This is a genomic window from Sulfurivermis sp. (genome assembly GCF_059410345.1).
On the sequence record NZ_JBLJDO010000003.1, the window covers coordinates 159,485 to 176,953 of the forward strand.

A 17,469-nucleotide genomic window follows, 5' to 3' on the forward strand; every position below is an offset into this window, starting at 1 on the left:
AGCTCTAATCGTTTGTTTATATGAAATTGATAGGCAATGACTATTAAGATTGACCCATGATCCAGCGTTCACCCAGCACCGGCATGACGGCCTCGCGCACCGCCTGCGCCACGGCGGCGAAGGCCTCGGTGCGGTAGCTGCCGCTGCGATAGAGCAGGCCGACACGGCGCGTCGGTACCGGATCGGCGAAGGGGATGTAGCGGATGGCCTTTTCCTTGCCCTGGGCCAGCTGCGGCATCAGGGTGATGCCGATGCCCTCGGCCACCATCTGGCGCACCGTCTCCAGGCTGGTACCGCGAAAGCCGCTGTACTCGCTCGCCCCGCCCAGCAGGCACACGTCCAGCGCCTGACCGCGCAGACAGTGCCCCTCCTCCAGTAGCAGCACCTCCTGGCCCTGGAGGTGCTCCAGTCCCGCTGCCTTCACCTTGGCGAGACCGGGATGGGTAGTGGGTACGCTGAGCAGAAAGGGTTCTTGATACAGATCGATTTCGGCGAATTCGTCGGTTTCCACCGGCAGGGCCAGCAGCAACAGGTCGAGGTCGCCGTTGCGCAGCTTGTCGAGCAACACCGAAGTCTGGTGTTCATGCAGGAACAGTTGCAGGCGCGGATGGCGCTTGTGCAGGCGCGGTACGAACAGCGGCAACAGATAGGGGGCGATGGTGGGGATCACGCCCAGTTGCAGCCGCCCGGCCATGGGATCACGGAAAGTAGTGGCGATCTCCTTCACGCCGCGCGCCTCGGTGAGCACGCGCCGCGCCTGGGCCGCCACCAGCCGCCCGGCCTCGGTCATGCGCACCTGGCGGCCACGCTCCACCAGCATCACGCCGAGGTATTCCTCCAGCTTCTTGATCTGGCCGCTCAGGGTCGGCTGGCTGACAAAGCAGCGCTCGGCGGCACGGTGAAAGTGCTGCTCCTCGTCCAAGGCCACCAGATATTCCAGGTCACGCAGGTTCATCGCCGCCCTTCCATTTCATAGAGATTGCCTATCAATCTATTACAAATAACAGGCAACGGCCATGTTTAACCACGCGGTGCGCTGCTACGATGTAGAGCCTCGCCACAGACCATAGCGGCATGCCATGAATCCGGAACAGCACGGCTACACCAAGCTCTCCTGCGCCGAGTGCCGCGAAGGCGCCGGCCTGGGCTTCGATTTCACCATGGCCTTCCAGCCCATCGTCGATGTGGCGGCGGGCAGGGTGTTTGCGCAGGAGGCACTGGTGCGCGGAAGCAACGGCGAGGGCGCGGGCACTGTACTGGCGCGTGTCACCGACGCGAACCGCTACCGCTTCGATCAGGCCTGCCGGGTGAAGGCGGTGCAGCTGGCCGCCCGTCTTGGCATCGACAGTCATCTCAGCATCAACTTTCTGCCCAATGCGGTGTACCGCCCCGAGCTGTGCATCCGCACCACGCTGGAGGCGGCAGCGACCTATGGCTTTCCTCACGCGCGCATCATCTTCGAGGTAACCGAGGGCGAACAGATCACCGATCACGCGCATCTGCTCGGTATCTTTCAGGAGTACAAGCGGCTCGGCTTTCTCACCGCCATCGACGATTTCGGCGCGGGCTACTCCGGCCTCAACCTGCTGGCGGAATTTCAACCGGACATCATCAAGCTGGACATGGCACTGATCCGCGGCATCGACAGCAATCGTCCGCGCCGGGCCATCGTGCGCGGCATCGTGCAGGTGTGCGACGAACTGGGCATCCGTGTCATCGCCGAGGGGATAGAAACGGCGGAGGAATTGAAACCGCTGCGCGATTTCGGCATCACCCTGTTTCAGGGCTACCACTTTGCACGGCCACTGTTTGAGGGCTTGGCGCCGATCGCGCCGGAGCATGGAATCTCAGGCGTTTAGCAGCACTTCACGATAGAGGCGCACTGCACCCAGCAGATTCCACCATTGCTGGGCATAGGCCGCCGCCAGCAACAGCAGCGCGGGATAGAACAACAGCGGCCAGGCCATGGCCGGCAGCAGCAACAGGATAGCCGCCACATGGAGATGCAGGTGACGACGCGCACTGCGCTCGGTGATCACCTGGCGCATGGTCGGGATGTCACCCTGCCATTTGCCTGCCTCCTGCATGCGGTTGTTGAGATGCAGCCAGATGAGAAACGGCACGATCTTGTACAACATGCCGCTGATCACCGCACCGGCAGCACCCACCAGCACCAGCCCCCCCCACCACAGGTGGAACAGCTGCAGACGCACCCAGTGCGGCGCCACCTGATGCAGCAGCCACAGGGCCACTGCCGCCAGCAGGCACAACAGCCCCACATACCAGAAGTCCACCGTCACGTCGGGCAGACGACGCAGACGACGCCGTTGCAACTGCATGGTCACCGCCGCAAACAGGGCAAACACCGCAGCGAGGCCCAGGCCCGGCAACCAGGCCAGCCGGGGCAGGTGCAGGGTCGAGAGGGACCAGACCAGCAGCAGCAGCAGTATGGCCCAGGGCAGCCAGCGACGCAGGCGCGGCGCATACTCCGCGGTGATCTGGAACATGGGCACTACCTGATACGCCACCCCGATCAACAGCAGGCCAACCCAGCCCAGCAGACCCCAGGCCAGATGCAGATCGATGAGCAGATAACGCGGTGCAAAATCGCTGCCCACATGCGCCAGCACCAGCAACAAACCCAAGAGCAAGGCCAGCGCCAGCGAGGTCACTGCGAGCTTCATGGCGCATACGGTTTCATGCACAGAGCGGGCATGCCACAGCGCATGACCGATGACGACAATAAACACGCCGAGTGCCCCTGCCAACACGGCGGCCGCCGCCGCAAACCACATGCCAGCATCGCTCATGAACGCCGTGGCAAGCAGCAGGGCTCCGGCCGTCAACAGCAGATGGATAAGGCGCGCCGTGAACAGAGGCCACCGCAAACGCACGCCGACCAGAACCGGCAACAACTGAAACATCGCGCCAAACATCATCATGGCGATGTAGCCCAGGGTGAGCAGATGGGTAAAGGCCAGCACGCCGGGCTGCCAGCGCGAACCCATGTGCTGCGGGCCGATCCACAAGGCCAGCAGTACAGCGGCGATACCGAACAGGGGGGCGGTAAGAAAAAAACGCAGCGGCACCGCCAATGGCGGCGTCTGTTCCAGGCTAAGCAGCGCAGTGCTGGGCCTCACGGCAGCAGGCATCAGGCGTCTAGCCACGGCGGCAATGCCGCCGCGGTGCCGCGCGCAGCGGCAGCGGCGGCGCCATCACCCTGCCGCCAGATGAACACCTCGCACATGCCGTCGGCGGCGCGCCGCGTGTCATGGTCATAGCCGCGCTGGTTCAATTCGTCGTACAGCAGACAAGGCTTCATGCGGTGATGCATGCGCAGGTATTCACCTTGCTGCAACTGCTCCACCGCTGCCAGGGTGAGCACCAGCGGCTCCGGCGGCCCCAGCGCGCTGACATCGATGCTGCGCTCGGCGTCGTGCGGCATGTCAGCCTTTGGCCTGCATGCGCTGCAGTACCGCCGCACCGCCGTTGAGTGCTTGCTCGCTCATGGGATAGAGCATCTGCTCTTCCTTCATGTTGTGTTGCTGCATCAGGATCAGCAGGGTATCGGACGCGCCCAGATATGTATCCCCATCCTTGGCTGTCAGCGCATTGCGCATACGCTCGAACAGCGAACGCATCTGACCGTGCTCCATGCGCATCACCTGGGTCGGCCCCATGGTGCTGCCCGTGGCGGCCTCGAAGGCCGGGAACAACTCTTCCTCTTCCATGCCGAAGTGGTGCTCGATGGCGCCATGAAACCTGGCGTAGGCTTCCGCCGCCGCGCTCCACTCGCCGGCAGCCACCAGTCGTTCGGCGGCGGCGAACAGCTCGTCGCAGCGGCGGTGGTCGTTCTCCATATATCGGGTGATGGTGGTCATTATGGGTACCTCAACACTGTGGGCGGTCATGATCGCGCCGGCAACGCGCGCTGCGCATTGATGGAAGTCAAAACGTGCCGCGGCGCTGGGGTGGCGCAGGATACTGGGGGCGGGGACGGACGGCAACGGAAAAATTTCCCGCGCCCCAAAATGGTGCGGCAGGAAGAAATATCAAAGATGGGGCGCGGGAGGTGGGAACGCTATAACTGCGGATAAACCGTATGCAAGCCGGTTGCGGCCACGCGATCGAAATAGCGCGCACGGTACAGCAGTCGGGGCGCACTGCCGGCGGGGTCGGTGAACCCGGTACGGTCATGCAGCACGTTGTTGCAGATCAGCCCCATGCCGGGTTCAAGGCGGGCACGGAATCGGTAGGGCATATGGGTGCTGTCGAGCAGATGTTCGAGGAAAGTGATGGTGTCCTGGGTCATGGAGTCCTGGCTCCACTCGATGTTGCGTTTGCGCGCGGTGTAGCGCATGTGCAGGCTGTCCGTAGCCGCATGCCAGGAAAACACCGGCCCGCTGGCGGCCTCGCGCTCGCCGCCTTCGCCGTCCTTGCCCGGCGGGATGGTCATCACGTCCGGCCGCATCAGCACGCGGATGAAATCGGGGTTTTCATCGCGCAGCTGGATATAGGCGATCTCCGGATCGATGAGACCGTTGTCACCGCCTGCGCCGGCCGAGTGCACGCAGTGCAGGATGAGGCCGCGGATCTGGTTCTCCGGCGTGTTGTAGTAGCCGTCGGTATGCCACTTGATGGGTTTGTTGGTGTAGGGGATATAGTTGGGGTGGTCCCCTTCCGGATTGACGGTGAGCGAGGTGATGCCGTCGTCATCGGCCAGATAGTTGCTGTCCAGTCGCACCAGGCCGAAGCGACGGCCCAGTTCGCGCGGAATGGCCTTGTCCGGGTCATCGCCGGTGGCAGCGACGTAGATGGCCATGTTGGTTTTCTGCAGGCGCTGCTGCAAGGCGGCAAATTCGCTGTCGGTCAGCGCGCGCGGGTCGCGCACCTCGACGATGAGGTCTCCTGCCTGCTGGGGATAGTCCGCCAGCTTGGCGTCGCGCCAGCGACGGTAGGTGTCGTTATCGTTCAGGTCAAAGGGCGAACCGGGGGGGACGGCGGAAGTCATGCCTTGCCTCAGAAAAATGAACCGGGCTGTAGTTTAGCAGGGGCCACCGCCGCCGCGGCATTGACCTGGATCAGGAAACAGGAGCGGGGCAGGCCCGCCCCTGTTGGTCATTTCAACGGCCCCAACGACCGCCCCACGACCAGCGCCGCAGTTGTTCCTTCTGCTCCACGGTGAGCTGATCCTGGATACGGTTGCGGGTGCGGACATTCGCCTCGATCATCGCCCGTTGCTGCTTGAAGATGTCGTCATAGACGCCGGCAATGGCCTTCTGGTCCCACTGTTCCGCCATCTGCAACTCGCGCAGACGACCCTGGGCAGCGATCATCGCCGACATGGCGGCCCAGTGCTGCTTGTGCTGTTCGGCCATGATGTTGTCGATGGCGCGGCGCTGGTTTTCGCTGAGTTCCAGCGCCCAGATGGGACCGAGTCCCATGCCCCCCATACCGTATCCACCCATCATGCCGGGGCCCATGCCATAACCACCCATCATGCCCGGCCCCATGCCATAACCACCCATCATGCCCGGCCCCATGCCATAGCCACCCATCATGCCGGGACCATAGGCACCGTCACCGTCATACATCATGCCGGGGCCCATGCCGTAACCACCCATCATGCCCGGCCCCATACCATAGCCGCCCATCATGCCGGGGCCGTAGCGTGGCGGCTCCACTGCCTGCGCCGCCCCGAGGCCCAGCAAACCGGCCATCAACCAGGGCAGACTTCTGCGCCATCCAGTTCGTATTTGCATGGTCATCACCTCCTGCAGACACCAACACGCCGCAGCGTAAGCGCGGCACCTTGTAATCAACGCAAGAAAGTCCTTACCAACACAGACTCGATGCTATGTGTATCCGGCGCTGGTCCGAACCCCATGGCATCAGGCGCGCAGGGACTCCGCCACGCGCTGCAATTTCGCGCGTACCTCGCTGCCCAGCACATCCAGTTCCTTGCGTTGCGCCAAACCCAGTACGGTCACCGGGTCCATGAAGCCCACCACGATCTTGCCGTCGTCGTCTTCACGCACCACCACATTGCACGGCAGTAGCAAGCCGACATCCGCTTCGGTATCCAGCGCCTGATTGGCCAGCTTCGGATTGCAGGCGCCGAGGATGCGGTAGGGACGCTTGTCGATGCCCAGCTTGGCCTTCAAGGTTGCCGCCACATCGATCTCGGTCAGCACGCCAAAACCTTCCTGCTTCAGCGCCTCGGTGACGCGGACCAGAGCGGCGTTGAAATCTCCTGCCGTGTTTACGGTAAAGCCATACATGCATTGCTCTCCTGTCGATAGAAAAGAAATTCTTGCCCCGTGGATTCAGTGATGACCGCGGCGCTGGCGCTGTTCGATCTCCCACCACGCGGCGTAGACCTCGTCGCTCCACAGCGACTGGAACCAGAGGATCACATCCTCCATCTGTTGCTCGGTCAGCACACCCTGCCATGGCGGCATATTGCCACCCAACGCCGCCGTGCCGTGGTGGATGGTGTGCTTCAAATCCTCCCACGGGTGATGCCAGGCATGGCCGGTGCCGTTCAGCGGCGGCGGCAGAAAGGTGCCGTCGGGGTTGCGCACGCGCCAGTTGTCCGCCCCCTCCGCCGCCGGCCCGTGGCACACCGCGCAATGCTGGCGGAACAGGGCGGCACCGCGGGCGATGCGCTCCGCATCCAGATTACGCACCGGCTCACTGCGCGGAGTGACCGGATCACCGCAGGCAGCGAGCAGCAACGCGAGCCCACCCGCGAGCAATGTTCTGGGCACGGCCATGGCGAATAAAGGGAGCGTAGTCAGAACGGCAATACCCGGGGTAACGTTAAAAATATAGCTTTTCACTCTGGAATAACCATGCCTATTGGCGAATCCTTATGTTACCGGCGCAGGCATGCCGGAAAAACCACAGAAAAATTACGGAGGAGTCACCATGAATCTACGCACCACAACGTCACTGCTCCTGCTCGGCGTCAGCCTGCTACTGACCGGCTGCGCCGCATCCGGCAACAGGATGGCAGTCGCGGAAAACGGTTACCACAAGCAAAAAGTGGTTTATCACATAAACGACAGCGCCGTGGCCCCTGTGGCGCTGCGCAATGTGCAGAATCACATCAACGCCCTCGGCGCCGGCAACGTCGAGATCGTGGTGGTCACCCACGGCAAGGGCATCGACTTCCTGCTGGAAGACTGGAAGGACAGTGCCGGCAAAAGCCAGGACGATATGGTGCAGGATCTGGCCAACCAGGGCGTGGTATTCAATGTCTGCCGCAACACACTGACCGGACGCAAGATCGATGAAGGCCAGGTAAACATGAACGCGGTGATCGTGCCGTCGGGCGTCGCCACCGTGGGCGAACTGCAATTGCGTGGTTACGTCTACCTCAAACCCTAATACACGATTGCCGCAGAGACGCAGAGACATGGCGATGAGGTTGATGCAATCCGTGCAGCACATGAGACCGGGCAGCATGAGTATGCCCCGTGCTACTTCTTACAAACCTCTGCGTCTCTGTGCCTCCGCGGCAAGTGCAGTTCAGTTCTACTTCGTCAGCGCCATGAACAGCTGCGGCAATTTCTCCGGCAGGCGCTGGATGTTGTCGATCACCGTGTAGCGGTGGCCGAAGATGTCGCTGACATATTCGTCGGCCTTGGGATCGAGGTTGATGCAAAAGGTGAAGATGCCTTTCTGATCCAACTCCTTGACCGCGCGGCGTGCATCCTCGATGAGCAGCTTGCCGTCCTGCACATCCACGTCGGCCGGCTCGCCGTCGGTGAGGATCAGCAGCAGCTTCTTGTCCGACTTCTGCCCTTCCAGATAGTGCGCGGCATGACGCATCGCCGCGCCCATGCGCGTGGACCAGCCGGCCTGCATGGCAGCGAGGCGCGCCTTCACCTCGTCGCTCCAGTGCTCGCGGTAGCCCTTGATGTGCATGTAGCGCACGTCATGGCGGGTGTTGGAATGGAAGCCGCCGATGGCGAAGGGGTCGCCCAGCCGCTCGATGGACCAGGCCAGCAGCGACACTGCCTCCTGTGACAGCTCCAGCACAGTCTGATCGGAACCGGCCACCTTCTCGTTGAGCGACTCGGACAGGTCGAGCAACAGGGACACGGCGATATTGCGGCCGCTGGTGCGATGACTCATGTTGATGCGCGAATCCGGATTGGCACCGCCCATGAAGTCGATGAGCGAGCGGATCGCCACATCCAAATCCAGCTCGCTGCCCTCTTCCTGATAGCGGATGCGCACCTTGTCCTGCGGCTTGAGCAGATCGAGCATGCGCTTCAGGCGTTTGGCCAGAGCGGCGTGCTTCTGCAACAGGCGATCGATATCGGCGGCATTGCCCTTGGGGTGCAGCGCCTCGTACAGGCTGACCCAGTCGGGACGGTAGGTCTGGCTGTTGTAGTCCCACTCCGGATAGTGGCGCGGCGGCAGTGTCTGCACCTCCGCCTCTTTCTTCTGCTTCTTGTCCGGGTCGTCGAAGTAATCCTCGTCGTCGCTGTCCTCGATGAACTGCCACATGTGGCGATTGTCGTCGCGATAATCGATGACGGTGTTGTCGAAATAGACCTTGGCGTACTGGTCGCTCTGGCGGCGGGTACGTGCAGCGAAGGCCAGTGCCAAATCGGCGATCTCGCGCGTGCTGGACGGCCCCTGTGCCAGCAGGGCATGAAAACGATCGACGAATTCCAGAATGGCCGGATTTTTGTAACCATGGTTCTCGTCCAGCAGGGCGCGCGACAGCATGGTCAGGCGATGACGCAGGCAGGACATGGTTTCCTGATCGCAGTCGTCCTCACCGGGGTGGGGGTGCAGGGCGAGGAAAATCTTCTTCAGGCCGGGGTATTCGCGCATCAGCAGCGTCTCGATGCGGCAGTCTTCGAAGAACTCCACCCCCATGCGCTGCAATGGACTGTAATTGTCGGCCACGATCTGGCCGCTCCAGCGGCGGTGACCGACCATGTGCGCCAGCACCGCACGGTAACGGTCGATGCCCTTGATCCCGTCGCGGCTGTCGAACACATCCGGCACGCGCATACCCAACCTGTCGTAATAGGGGATCGGCTTGCGCAGTTCATCAAAGGCCGTGGAATAGGGCACTAGCTGCTCGGCGTCCTGCCACAGGCCGCGCAGATACAAATCCAACTTGCGTTCCACGTCGGCGAACAGCACGCCATGGCGTTCGCGCTGCATCACCGCACGACTGTCGGCGGACTTCAGGGCGAAGTATTCCTGCTGGCGTTCGGGATGGCGGCTGTAATTGCGGACACCGTAGTCCACCCAGTTGCGCACGCCTTCCATGGACAACTGGGCAAACAGGAACGGCGCCTGCTCGAAGAAATGCGGCAGACCGGGACTGGGGAAGGTGGTGTGATGACCGTGAATGGAGCCGGTGGTGCGCTGCATCAGATCCAGCGCGATATCGAGATAATGGCGCAGCTGCTCCAGCGAATGCTGACGCCGCGCCACCGGCGCCAGCGTCTGCAGGAACGGTGCGATGGCCTTGCCGTTGGGCGACTTGTGCATGGCCTTGACCGCGTCCATCACCGGCAGCAGCGCCTCTTCGCCCAGCGCCTGCACCACCGATGGCCACTCCTCCAGAAACACCAGGATCGGCTCGACGCCGCGGCCGAGACGGCCGATGAAGCCGGCCGCATCGAGATAGGCGGACAGGCCATCGCGCGACAGCATCGCCAGCGCCTCCACCATGCAGTCCTCGAACACCTCGCGCACCTGCGGGAAGCCGCTGTTGAGCTGCTTCCAGTAGGCCTTCATCAAGGGATGTTCGTATGCAGTTTCGGTCATGACTCCACAAGCCTTGGTAGGTTGGGCCGACGGAGGAGGCCCAACATGGCGCGGCACAGTATTGGGCTGCGTATCTCAGCCCAACCTGCACACCATCAGGCGAAGGTCGCGTCGATGGCGTGATCGAGCGTCTCGCGAATATCTGTGTCGTCGGTGATGGGACGCACCAGCGCCATACGACAGGCATCACGCGGCTCCACACCGTCCTTGATCAGGGTGGCGGCGTAGACCAAGAGGCGGGTGGAGATGCCCTCGTCGAGGCCGTGGCCCTTCAGGTTGCGCGCGGTCTGACCGATCTTCACCAGCTTGCCGGCGACGGCGGTGTCCAGCCCGGTTTCTTTGGCCAGTATTGAAGTCTCCAGCTCGGCGGCCGGGTAATCGAATTCGAAGGCGGTGAAACGCTGCTTGGTGGACTGCTTCAAGTCCTTCATCAGCGACTGGTAGCCGGGGTTGTAGGAGATCACCAGCTGAAAATCCGGATGGGCCTCAATCAGCTCACCCTTCTTGTCCAGCGGCAGGGTGCGGCGATGATCAGTAAGCGGATGGATCACTACAGTGGTGTCCTGGCGCGCCTCCACCACTTCATCGAGATAACAGATGGCGCCGATGCGCGCAGCGGTGGTGAGCGGGCCATCCAGCCAGCGCGTGCCCCCGGACTCGAGCAGATAACGGCCAACCAGATCGGAGGCGGTCATGTCCTCGTTGCAGGCCACGGTGATCAGCGGCTTGCCCAGCCGCCATGCCATGTATTCGATGAAACGCGACTTGCCGCAGCCGGTCGGGCCTTTCACCATCACCGGCAAGCGGTTGCGATAGGCCGCCTCATACAGGGCGACTTCGTTGCCCTGCTGCTGATAGAAGGGTTCCTTGCGAACCTTGTACTGTTCTTTGTCGCTCATGGCATTCTCCTGTGCAAATCCGCATGCCGGCGTGCACCGCTTGCGATGCACGCCGGCATGCGTCCTGCAATTCCCATAGTAATCGCGTGTTTGTGCTACAGGAAGAAAAACGCCCCCATGAAGGGGGCGTTCTCCTGTATCAACTTTGGGGGGCGGCGGACAGAAGCCTGCTCCGGGGTCGCATCCCCGCACGCGGGCCCCCTGCTCCGCCCTCCGCAGTCTTACTTGTGCACGCCCAGCTTTTCACGCCAGCCCGGGTAAATCTTGTCGGCGTCGTGCGGGAACGACTCGAAGGCGCGGGCGAATTCCTTGTGCTCCTTGGCCCACTCGATCGGGTCGGCCTTGGCCTTCCAGCACTCATAGGCCTGGCGCAGGGACTTGGCACCAGCAGCCGGGGAATCGATATGGCCGTAGGAACCACCACCGGCGGTATTGATGACGTTGCCGTGACCCAGATTCTCGAAGAAGCCCGGCAGACGCAGCGCGTTCATGCCACCGGAGATGATCGGGGTGGTCGGACGCATGCCGTACCACTCCTGGTGGTAGGCCGGGCCGGTGTAGCTGTCGCGCTCGCAGATGTAGGCGATGGCGCGGTCGTCCTTGCTGCCTTCCATCTTGCCGTAGCCCATGGTGCCGACATGGATACCGGAGGCACCCTGCAGACGGCTCATCTTGGCCAGCACATAGGCGGTGTAGCCGCGCTTGGAGCTGGGGGAGGTCACGGCGCCGTGGCCGGCACGGTGGTAGTGCAGGTACTGACGGGAGAAGTAACGGCGGGCGGTGGTCACCATGCCCGGGCCGCCGACGTAACCGTCGACCAGGAACGCCACCTTGTCCGCGTCGGGGCCGAAGGTCTCGAGGATGAACTCGCCACGGGCGATCATTTCAGCGTGGTCGTCAGCGGTGATGTTGGCGGAGAAGATCTTGGCTTCGCCGGTCTCGTCCATGGCGCGCTTCATGGCGTCATATACCAGCGGGTAGACCTTCTTGGCCGGGCAGAATACCTGGTTGCCCTGCGGCTCGTCGTTCTTGATGAAGTCGCCACCCAGCCAGAACTGGTAGGCCGCCTTGGCGAACGGCTCCGGACGCAGGCCCAGCTTCGGCTTGATGATGGTGCCGGAGATGTAACCACCATCGACCACCGGACGGCCCAGCACACGCCACAGGTTACTGATGTCCACAGACGGACCATCGAACAGCTCGATGGCGCGGCGCGGCATGTAGAAGTCGTACATCTTGGCGTATTCGCAGTCGCCCATGCCCTGGTTGTTGCCGATGGTCAGGGTCAGGAAGGAAACCATCATCATGCGACCGTCGATGATGTTGCGATCGAACAGCTCCAACGGATACGCGATGCGCATCTCTTCGGTGGCTTCGTCGATCATGTAGACCAGGGCGTCGACGCCCTTGGTGAATTCGTCGGTGGTGCAGACTTCAACGTTGGTGCCGGTGGAGGACTCGGCGGCGAAGTGGGCAGCCACTTCCAGGAAACCGTAGCCCTTGGCGGGCTTCATCTTGTAGGCGCACAGAATGTGCTTGCCACCCTTGATCAGATCCTCTTCTTTCAGCGAGAGGTCAGCATAACGTGCGGACTGATCCATCTTTCAATTACCCCTGGACATTGTTTGAGTAAGAAACGGCAGGCTCATGCAGGCCAGCCATCATACACACAGAAACCGTATCTGTATAAAACGCGGGGCAAAAGATACTCGATCGACTTTCATAAAGAAAGTCTGAAATACTGATGGAATAGATAAGTTTTAACTTATCTATCATAGGGGACCAGGAACACGCCGTCGACTCTGTTTAGTTGCGTTCCTCCTCCATGGCAACATCACGGCACCGGACAGGGCTGGTCGCCGTCAGCTCGAAATCCACCGTGATGCGGTCGCCCGCTACCGGACGGAACAGGCGATCGGCGAAATCCACGTGCACGGGATGGTGCTTGTAGCTGGCGATCACCGCCGGGGCGGCGAAGCGGATCAGCCAGCAGTGACGGTAACGCGCCTGGCCGTCCACCGCCTCGCCTACCCCCACCTCGCGCACCCCGGGGATCGTCGCCAGGCTGCGCTGGCCCGTGGCCATCATGTCTCGAACCGCAGCATCGTCCAGACCGGCGGCATTGTAGAGGACCACATGTTCCACATTGTGCCAACGACGGCACTGCGCCAATACCTCCGGCGCGCGCCCTGCGCTGCCCCACAGATGGATGCAGCGCTCCACCTCGGCCCGAATCGCGGCCTGCACCCCGCTCACCAGGCCGGAGTAACCACGGCCTCCCTGCGTGAGATTGGCGCGGATAACGGCGGCCGCCGCCTCGGACAAAGCGGTGTAGTAATTGATCTTGGCCACGCCATGTTCGATGAGGCGGCGAAACTGGGCATCGCTCAGGCCGCTGCCGCCATGGATCACCAGCGGCAGGCGCAGCGCCTCATTGATGGCGGCGAGGCGCTCGAAGTCCAGTTCCGGCGTGCCGCGCATGTGGCCGTGCACCGTACCGATCGACACCGCCAGACAATCGATACCGGTCTGCGCCACATAGTCACGCGCCTCCGCCACCGTGGTGTAGACCAGCATCCCGGGATGACGCTCGGCGTCCTCACCCTCGACACCGGGGACATAACCCAGCTCCCCCTCCACGGTGACGCCGCAATCGTGTGCCATGCGCACGATCTCCGCGCTACGCGCCACATTCATCGCAAACGGCTGGCTGGAGGTATCGACCATCACGCCGTTGCAACCAAGCGCAATCGCCCGTCTGGCCGATTCCATACTGGCACCGTGGTCCAGGTGGATGGCCACCGGCACACGGCTGCGTCGTGCGGCAGCCTCCACCGCCGGCATCAGCAACTCCAGATCGAAATACGCAAAATGGGATTCGGCAAGACTGAGAATCACCGGCGCGTCGCAGGCTTCGGCACCTTCGATGATGCCTTGGAGAAAATCCAGGCTGACCAGATCGAAGGCCCCCACCGCATACCGATGGGTATAGGCGTGACGCAGCATGTCCCCCATATCCACCAATGGCATCGTATCACCTCATTGCCGTTGCTTCGCCCATAGACCGTCCGGACCAGTGGTGGTCAAAACTCGTTAGCCAACCGTTTATAACCGCGCACCAAGTCAACGTTGGTGCGTGCCACATCCTCCGAAAAGGCAGCCATATCCACCGGCACCGGTTTGATCTGGGCCAGATCGGCATCACTGTGGATATTGGTAGTAGAGGGAATATGGAATCCCTCCGGCACATGGCAGCCCTCCACCACGGAGTTATGCCGCACCACCGAACCGGCGCCGATCTCGCAATTGAACAGCACGGAATTGAAACCGATGAACACCCGGTCACCCACCGTGCAGGGGCCATGGACGATGGAGCGGTGGGCAATGGAGGTGTGTTCGCCGATGGTCACCGCGGCGCCGGACTTGGAGTGGATCACCACCCCATCCTGGATGTTGGAGTTGGCGCCGATGATGATCGGCTCCATGCTGCCGTCGACGGTTACCTCATCAGCACGGATCACTGCATAGGGACCGATGAATACATTCTCCTGAATGATCACCTTGCCGCAGATTATCGCTGTCGGATCGACAAAGGCACTTTCGTGAATGACCGGGAGGTCGCCGGTGGGGTTTTTACGAATCATGCAATATTATCTCGGTTGTAAGTAAGTACAGCATGCTCCACTGTCGACCCGACCAATCAGTCATCCTCATCGTCCAGTTCTGCATCCCACCCCTGAGCCCGCGCACGTTCGACCGCGGCCGCATGAATCAGGGCATGGCGTACGCGCAGCTCCTCCGGCAGGCGACTGGGCAGATGAGCATAGGGCTCCCAGGCTGCACTCACCTTTTCGTATAACGCCTGCATCTGCTGTGCCGACCACCCCTTGCAAGTCTCGTTTTCCGGGATGATGCCGAATACCCATCCATCGCGCACAATCAGACCGAGCGCGGTCATACCACCATCATCATCATCATGAACTCCGATGTAGGTTGCCCTGCCCGGTGGCATGTGCGGTCTGCTGCTCATTCGATTTTACTCCTTTACCTGGACGTTCTGTGAGAGGGAGGATGCAGTCTATCCTCCAAGGCATGCTGCAGAATGTCCAGCACCTTGGCGCGAATGCGTGTGGCAGCAAAGTGGTAATAGTTCAGTTTGCATGGCACTGGCTCATGCAAGGCGCTGCGGTTGTCTCCCAAAATGTCGACCCAGGCCAAAATCGGCAGTTCGAACTGACGCACATCAACCACTACCCAGGAATCATCATCAAGAATCAGCTCCATTCCCGACACGCCCGGCAGCTCGAGGCGCAGCGGACGGCCAAAGCGCTGTCGCGCGCGCCGCCATAGATTGTAATGGCGCGCATCGATTTCATCTGCCCGACTGGCATAAACAGGAACCTCGTCGAGACGCGTCGCCATCAGCGTGTCAGATTGGCAAACAGCGTTGGAAGTTTTTCCGGCAACCGTTGCACATGGTCAATGATTGTATAGTTGTTGGCGCCAAAAATGCGCTCAACATACCGATCAGCCTCGGGATCAAGCGTAAGGCAGTAGCTCAGAACACCCTTGCTACGGAGCTCTTCCGCTGCTTTTTTTGCATCGATGCGTAGATATTGTGGATCGCGCTCGTCTATATCCGCCGGCTCACCATCGGTAACAATGAGCAACAATTTGTGTTTCTCACTACGTTGCATCAGATGCCGTGCCGCGTGACGCATGGCCGCTCCCATGCGGGTGGACAGCCCGCCCTTCATTCCCGCTAGACGGCTCTTGGCGTCATCATCGAAACGTTGCTCGAAATCCTTGAAGCGGTAGTACTGTACGTCATGGCGACCATCCGATGCGAAACCATGGATGGCAAAGGGATCACCGATACCGTGGATGGCCGTGGCCACCAGCGCACAGGCCTCGCGCGTCAACTCGATCACTGTCTTGTCGGAACCACGTACCTTTTCGTTGGTCGACGCTGATAGATCGAGCAGGATCACTACCGCCAGATCGCGCCGGTTGATCACGTTGCGCATGGTGATGCGCGGATCAGGATTGCGTCCCATGCGCGCCGCAACCATTGCCTCTACGGCAGCGTTGATATCGAGTTCGTCACCATCCTCCAGCTTGCGCATACGGGACACGCCCTGCGGCCGCAACCGATCGATGATCTGCTTGATGCGGTGAGACACCCCCTTGTGGGTGGTGAGCACCGCATTGATGGCTTCCGGATCACCACGCAGCTGACGCCTCTCATAAACCGTCGCCCAGTTAGGACGGTGCAACTGCACTTGGTAGTCCCATTCCTGGTAGTGAAAAGGGTCTGAGATCGGCTCCTTGCCCTCCATCTGGTTAAAGGAAACACCTTCATCCTCATAGGGGAATAGTTCGCTCTCCAGCGTCCAGATTTCCTGGGCATCATCGCCGGCGGTCTCTACGTCGATCTCGTTGATAAACTCCATAAGACCGACCTTGCGGCGTACCTGACGCTGACTCGCAGGCAGGTAGGCGGTCGACTCGTTCCAGTCATGCTGATCCAGTGACCAGATGAAACGGTTATCGTCGCGGTATGGAATTCGCAGGCTCTCCAGGATACGCAGGCTCGGAACGGCCTTACGTTGCGACAACAGGTTGAACAGGTCGAGACCCAGATTCCAAGAGAACATGCCATTGTCGGCATTGGCCGCAATGTTGGTGTGGAACTGCGTCACGATGACATCGATGGCGTCATCGCCGACACGCATTTCGGGATCGAGCAGTGCCAGCGCCGTGCGCTCCAGCAGTTCCACCGACTCATGTTCGGTTTTGCCCTCCTTGGGCAGTTCCATGAACGAGCGCCACAGGCGACGCATCCCAGGGAAATTTCTGGTGGCGCAGTACTCGACGCGCGCATCCTCGAAGAAGCCGACGAAAAACATCTGTGCCGGGGCGAGGGCCTCAGCCGACTGCGGCTGGGTGGTATAGACCAGATGGGCCGCCATGTGGGCGGCCATGGCACGATAGAGATCGATCCCATGGAGTCCGCCGACATCATCTGCCGCATCGGGCAAGTGCATGGCGCGCGCCTCGATGAAGGGACGAAAGCCGAGATAGTCGGCAGCGCTTGGACGCATGAAGAAGTCGCGTGCCCAAAACGCACGCAGATAAAAATTTAGCTTACGCTGGGTATCGATGAACAAGGTGCCGCGCCGCTCTTGCTGCAACACGGCCTTGCTGTCCTCGCTCTGCAGACCGAAATAGGCGGCCTGCTTGGGTAGGTCGCGCCGATAGGCCTCGGCGCCGAAATCTACCCAACGCCGCAGTCCGGAAAGGGTAAGCTTGCCAAGCAGTTCGTCAAGTACGCCGAGCATCGGCCGTAGGCCGCGCGGCGCCTTGGCGACCAGCCGGTGCAACAGTTGCAGATAGGCGCGCAACAGTTCGGGATCACCAAGACGGCGCGCCGCGGTAGGCAACGTGGCAAGTACCAAGGTGAGCACCTCGCCCGACACCATCGAAGCAAGCTTCATCACCGAGTGGACCGCATCACGAATCACATCGTCGCCGCACTCCTTGGCCACCAGTGGCATCTCTTCCAGATAGGCGGTGAGTAGAGCCGATCCCTTGCCCAGATTGATGATGCCGCGCGCTCCATCCAGGTAGTCCTTGAGGCCGTTGGGCGACATGGTGCGCGCCGCCTCGTGGAAGGTCCCCTCCAGGGTGTCGGCCAAACTTGGCGCCGCCCGAATCAATTCCTCGCGGTAATCGTCCAGAGAAATGGTCATTGCCGTCCCCTCAT

18 protein-coding genes are annotated in these 17,469 nt (G+C 61.4%); 2 read left to right on the forward strand and 16 right to left on the reverse strand.

Going from position 1 to position 17,469, the window contains the following annotated elements; translation table 11 throughout:
- Positions 1-43 precede the first annotated feature (43 nt).
- On the reverse strand, positions 44-955 hold the full coding sequence (gene oxyR, locus ACMV8A_RS04150) for a DNA-binding transcriptional regulator OxyR (RefSeq protein WP_495324482.1): 912 nt from the start codon (positions 953-955) through the stop codon (positions 44-46).
- 124 nt (positions 956-1,079) lie between these two features.
- Here oxyR and ACMV8A_RS04155 point away from each other — a divergent pair, with 124 nt between their 5' ends.
- On the forward strand, positions 1,080-1,859 hold the full coding sequence (locus ACMV8A_RS04155) for an EAL domain-containing protein (protein WP_495324483.1): 780 nt from the start codon (positions 1,080-1,082) through the stop codon (positions 1,857-1,859).
- On the opposite strand, the gene ACMV8A_RS04160 is transcribed toward ACMV8A_RS04155, so the two are convergent.
- From ACMV8A_RS04160 to ACMV8A_RS04190, 7 genes are all read right to left on the reverse strand, one after another.
- On the reverse strand, positions 1,848-3,152 hold the full coding sequence (locus ACMV8A_RS04160; RefSeq protein WP_495324484.1) for a hypothetical protein: 1,305 nt from the start codon (positions 3,150-3,152) through the stop codon (positions 1,848-1,850). The genes ACMV8A_RS04155 and ACMV8A_RS04160 overlap by 12 nt on opposite strands.
- Positions 3,152-3,445, reverse strand: coding sequence for a DUF2249 domain-containing protein (locus tag ACMV8A_RS04165; protein ID WP_495324485.1), 294 nt, complete (start codon positions 3,443-3,445; stop codon positions 3,152-3,154). The genes ACMV8A_RS04160 and ACMV8A_RS04165 overlap by 1 nt, the downstream gene beginning before the upstream one ends.
- A gap of 1 nt (position 3,446) precedes the next feature.
- Positions 3,447-3,881 (reverse strand): hemerythrin domain-containing protein, encoded by a 435-nt coding sequence (locus ACMV8A_RS04170; protein WP_495324486.1) that lies wholly within the window; start codon positions 3,879-3,881, stop codon positions 3,447-3,449.
- A gap of 200 nt (positions 3,882-4,081) precedes the next feature.
- The gene (locus tag ACMV8A_RS04175; RefSeq protein ID WP_495324487.1) at positions 4,082-5,011 is read right to left on the reverse strand and encodes a TauD/TfdA family dioxygenase; all 930 of its coding nucleotides are present in this window, start codon (positions 5,009-5,011) and stop codon (positions 4,082-4,084) included.
- A 112-nt stretch (positions 5,012-5,123) separates the two neighbouring features.
- Positions 5,124-5,762 carry a Spy/CpxP family protein refolding chaperone gene (locus tag ACMV8A_RS04180; protein ID WP_495324488.1) on the reverse strand — a complete coding sequence of 213 codons (639 nt, stop codon included), beginning with the start codon at positions 5,760-5,762 and terminating at the stop codon, positions 5,124-5,126.
- Between the two features lie 129 nt (positions 5,763-5,891).
- Positions 5,892-6,281 (reverse strand): DUF302 domain-containing protein, encoded by a 390-nt coding sequence (locus ACMV8A_RS04185; RefSeq protein ID WP_495324489.1) that lies wholly within the window; start codon positions 6,279-6,281, stop codon positions 5,892-5,894.
- Positions 6,282-6,326: 45 nt separating this feature from the next.
- Positions 6,327-6,737: a c-type cytochrome gene (locus ACMV8A_RS04190; protein ID WP_495324490.1), complete on the reverse strand. Its 411-nt coding sequence runs from the start codon at positions 6,735-6,737 to the stop codon at positions 6,327-6,329.
- A gap of 193 nt (positions 6,738-6,930) precedes the next feature.
- On the opposite strand from ACMV8A_RS04190, the gene ACMV8A_RS04195 reads away from it, so the two are divergent.
- Complete coding sequence (locus ACMV8A_RS04195) at positions 6,931-7,392, forward strand: DsrE family protein (protein ID WP_495324491.1); 462 nt, start codon at positions 6,931-6,933, stop codon at positions 7,390-7,392.
- A 147-nt stretch (positions 7,393-7,539) separates the two neighbouring features.
- Here the strand turns inward: ACMV8A_RS04195 and ACMV8A_RS04200 are convergent, their stop codons facing one another.
- From ACMV8A_RS04200 to ACMV8A_RS04235, 8 genes are all read right to left on the reverse strand, one after another.
- On the reverse strand, positions 7,540-9,804 hold the full coding sequence (locus tag ACMV8A_RS04200) for a nitric oxide reductase activation protein NorD (RefSeq protein ID WP_495324492.1): 2,265 nt from the start codon (positions 9,802-9,804) through the stop codon (positions 7,540-7,542).
- Positions 9,805-9,899: 95 nt separating this feature from the next.
- Entirely contained in the window at positions 9,900-10,703 is an 804-nt protein-coding gene (locus tag ACMV8A_RS04205) for a CbbQ/NirQ/NorQ/GpvN family protein (protein ID WP_495324493.1), read from the reverse strand.
- Between the two features lie 221 nt (positions 10,704-10,924).
- A complete protein-coding gene (locus ACMV8A_RS04210; protein ID WP_495324494.1) occupies positions 10,925-12,304 on the reverse strand; it encodes a ribulose-bisphosphate carboxylase in 1,380 nt (459 codons plus the stop codon).
- 205 nt (positions 12,305-12,509) lie between these two features.
- A complete protein-coding gene (locus ACMV8A_RS04215) occupies positions 12,510-13,733 on the reverse strand; it encodes a ketose-bisphosphate aldolase (RefSeq protein WP_495324495.1) in 1,224 nt (407 codons plus the stop codon).
- Positions 13,734-13,786: 53 nt separating this feature from the next.
- Entirely contained in the window at positions 13,787-14,347 is a 561-nt protein-coding gene (locus ACMV8A_RS04220) for an LbetaH domain-containing protein (protein ID WP_495324496.1), read from the reverse strand.
- 56 nt (positions 14,348-14,403) lie between these two features.
- Positions 14,404-14,733 (reverse strand): hypothetical protein, encoded by a 330-nt coding sequence (locus tag ACMV8A_RS04225; protein ID WP_495324497.1) that lies wholly within the window; start codon positions 14,731-14,733, stop codon positions 14,404-14,406.
- Between the two features lie 14 nt (positions 14,734-14,747).
- The gene (locus tag ACMV8A_RS04230; protein WP_495324498.1) at positions 14,748-15,125 is read right to left on the reverse strand and encodes a hypothetical protein; all 378 of its coding nucleotides are present in this window, start codon (positions 15,123-15,125) and stop codon (positions 14,748-14,750) included.
- On the reverse strand, positions 15,125-17,455 hold the full coding sequence (locus tag ACMV8A_RS04235; RefSeq protein ID WP_495324499.1) for a nitric oxide reductase activation protein NorD: 2,331 nt from the start codon (positions 17,453-17,455) through the stop codon (positions 15,125-15,127). Before ACMV8A_RS04235 ends, ACMV8A_RS04230 begins: the two co-directional genes overlap by 1 nt.
- Positions 17,456-17,469 lie beyond the last annotated feature (14 nt).

What these genes read in the sequence shown, in the direction of transcription:
- ACMV8A_RS04200 (WP_495324492.1), bottom strand. Translation starts at nt 9,804, where the DNA reads ATGACCGAAACTGCATACGAACATCCCTTGATGAAGGCCTACTGGAAG.
- ACMV8A_RS04230 (WP_495324498.1), bottom strand. Translation starts at nt 15,125, where the DNA reads ATGGCGACGCGTCTCGACGAGGTTCCTGTTTATGCCAGTCGGGCAGAT.
- ACMV8A_RS04180 (WP_495324488.1), bottom strand. Translation starts at nt 5,762, where the DNA reads ATGCAAATACGAACTGGATGGCGCAGAAGTCTGCCCTGGTTGATGGCC.
- ACMV8A_RS04225 (WP_495324497.1), bottom strand. Translation starts at nt 14,733, where the DNA reads ATGAGCAGCAGACCGCACATGCCACCGGGCAGGGCAACCTACATCGGA.
- ACMV8A_RS04210 (WP_495324494.1), bottom strand. Translation starts at nt 12,304, where the DNA reads ATGGATCAGTCCGCACGTTATGCTGACCTCTCGCTGAAAGAAGAGGAT.
- ACMV8A_RS04165 (WP_495324485.1), bottom strand. Translation starts at nt 3,445, where the DNA reads ATGCCGCACGACGCCGAGCGCAGCATCGATGTCAGCGCGCTGGGGCCG.
- ACMV8A_RS04215 (WP_495324495.1), bottom strand. Translation starts at nt 13,733, where the DNA reads ATGCCATTGGTGGATATGGGGGACATGCTGCGTCACGCCTATACCCAT.
- oxyR (WP_495324482.1), bottom strand. Translation starts at nt 955, where the DNA reads ATGAACCTGCGTGACCTGGAATATCTGGTGGCCTTGGACGAGGAGCAG.
- ACMV8A_RS04175 (WP_495324487.1), bottom strand. Translation starts at nt 5,011, where the DNA reads ATGACTTCCGCCGTCCCCCCCGGTTCGCCCTTTGACCTGAACGATAAC.
- ACMV8A_RS04170 (WP_495324486.1), bottom strand. Translation starts at nt 3,881, where the DNA reads ATGACCACCATCACCCGATATATGGAGAACGACCACCGCCGCTGCGAC.
- ACMV8A_RS04220 (WP_495324496.1), bottom strand. Translation starts at nt 14,347, where the DNA reads ATGATTCGTAAAAACCCCACCGGCGACCTCCCGGTCATTCACGAAAGT.
- ACMV8A_RS04160 (WP_495324484.1), bottom strand. Translation starts at nt 3,152, where the DNA reads ATGCCTGCTGCCGTGAGGCCCAGCACTGCGCTGCTTAGCCTGGAACAG.
- ACMV8A_RS04205 (WP_495324493.1), bottom strand. Translation starts at nt 10,703, where the DNA reads ATGAGCGACAAAGAACAGTACAAGGTTCGCAAGGAACCCTTCTATCAG.
- ACMV8A_RS04185 (WP_495324489.1), bottom strand. Translation starts at nt 6,281, where the DNA reads ATGTATGGCTTTACCGTAAACACGGCAGGAGATTTCAACGCCGCTCTG.
- ACMV8A_RS04235 (WP_495324499.1), bottom strand. Translation starts at nt 17,455, where the DNA reads ATGACCATTTCTCTGGACGATTACCGCGAGGAATTGATTCGGGCGGCG.
- ACMV8A_RS04155 (WP_495324483.1), top strand. Translation starts at nt 1,080, where the DNA reads ATGAATCCGGAACAGCACGGCTACACCAAGCTCTCCTGCGCCGAGTGC.
- ACMV8A_RS04195 (WP_495324491.1), top strand. Translation starts at nt 6,931, where the DNA reads ATGAATCTACGCACCACAACGTCACTGCTCCTGCTCGGCGTCAGCCTG.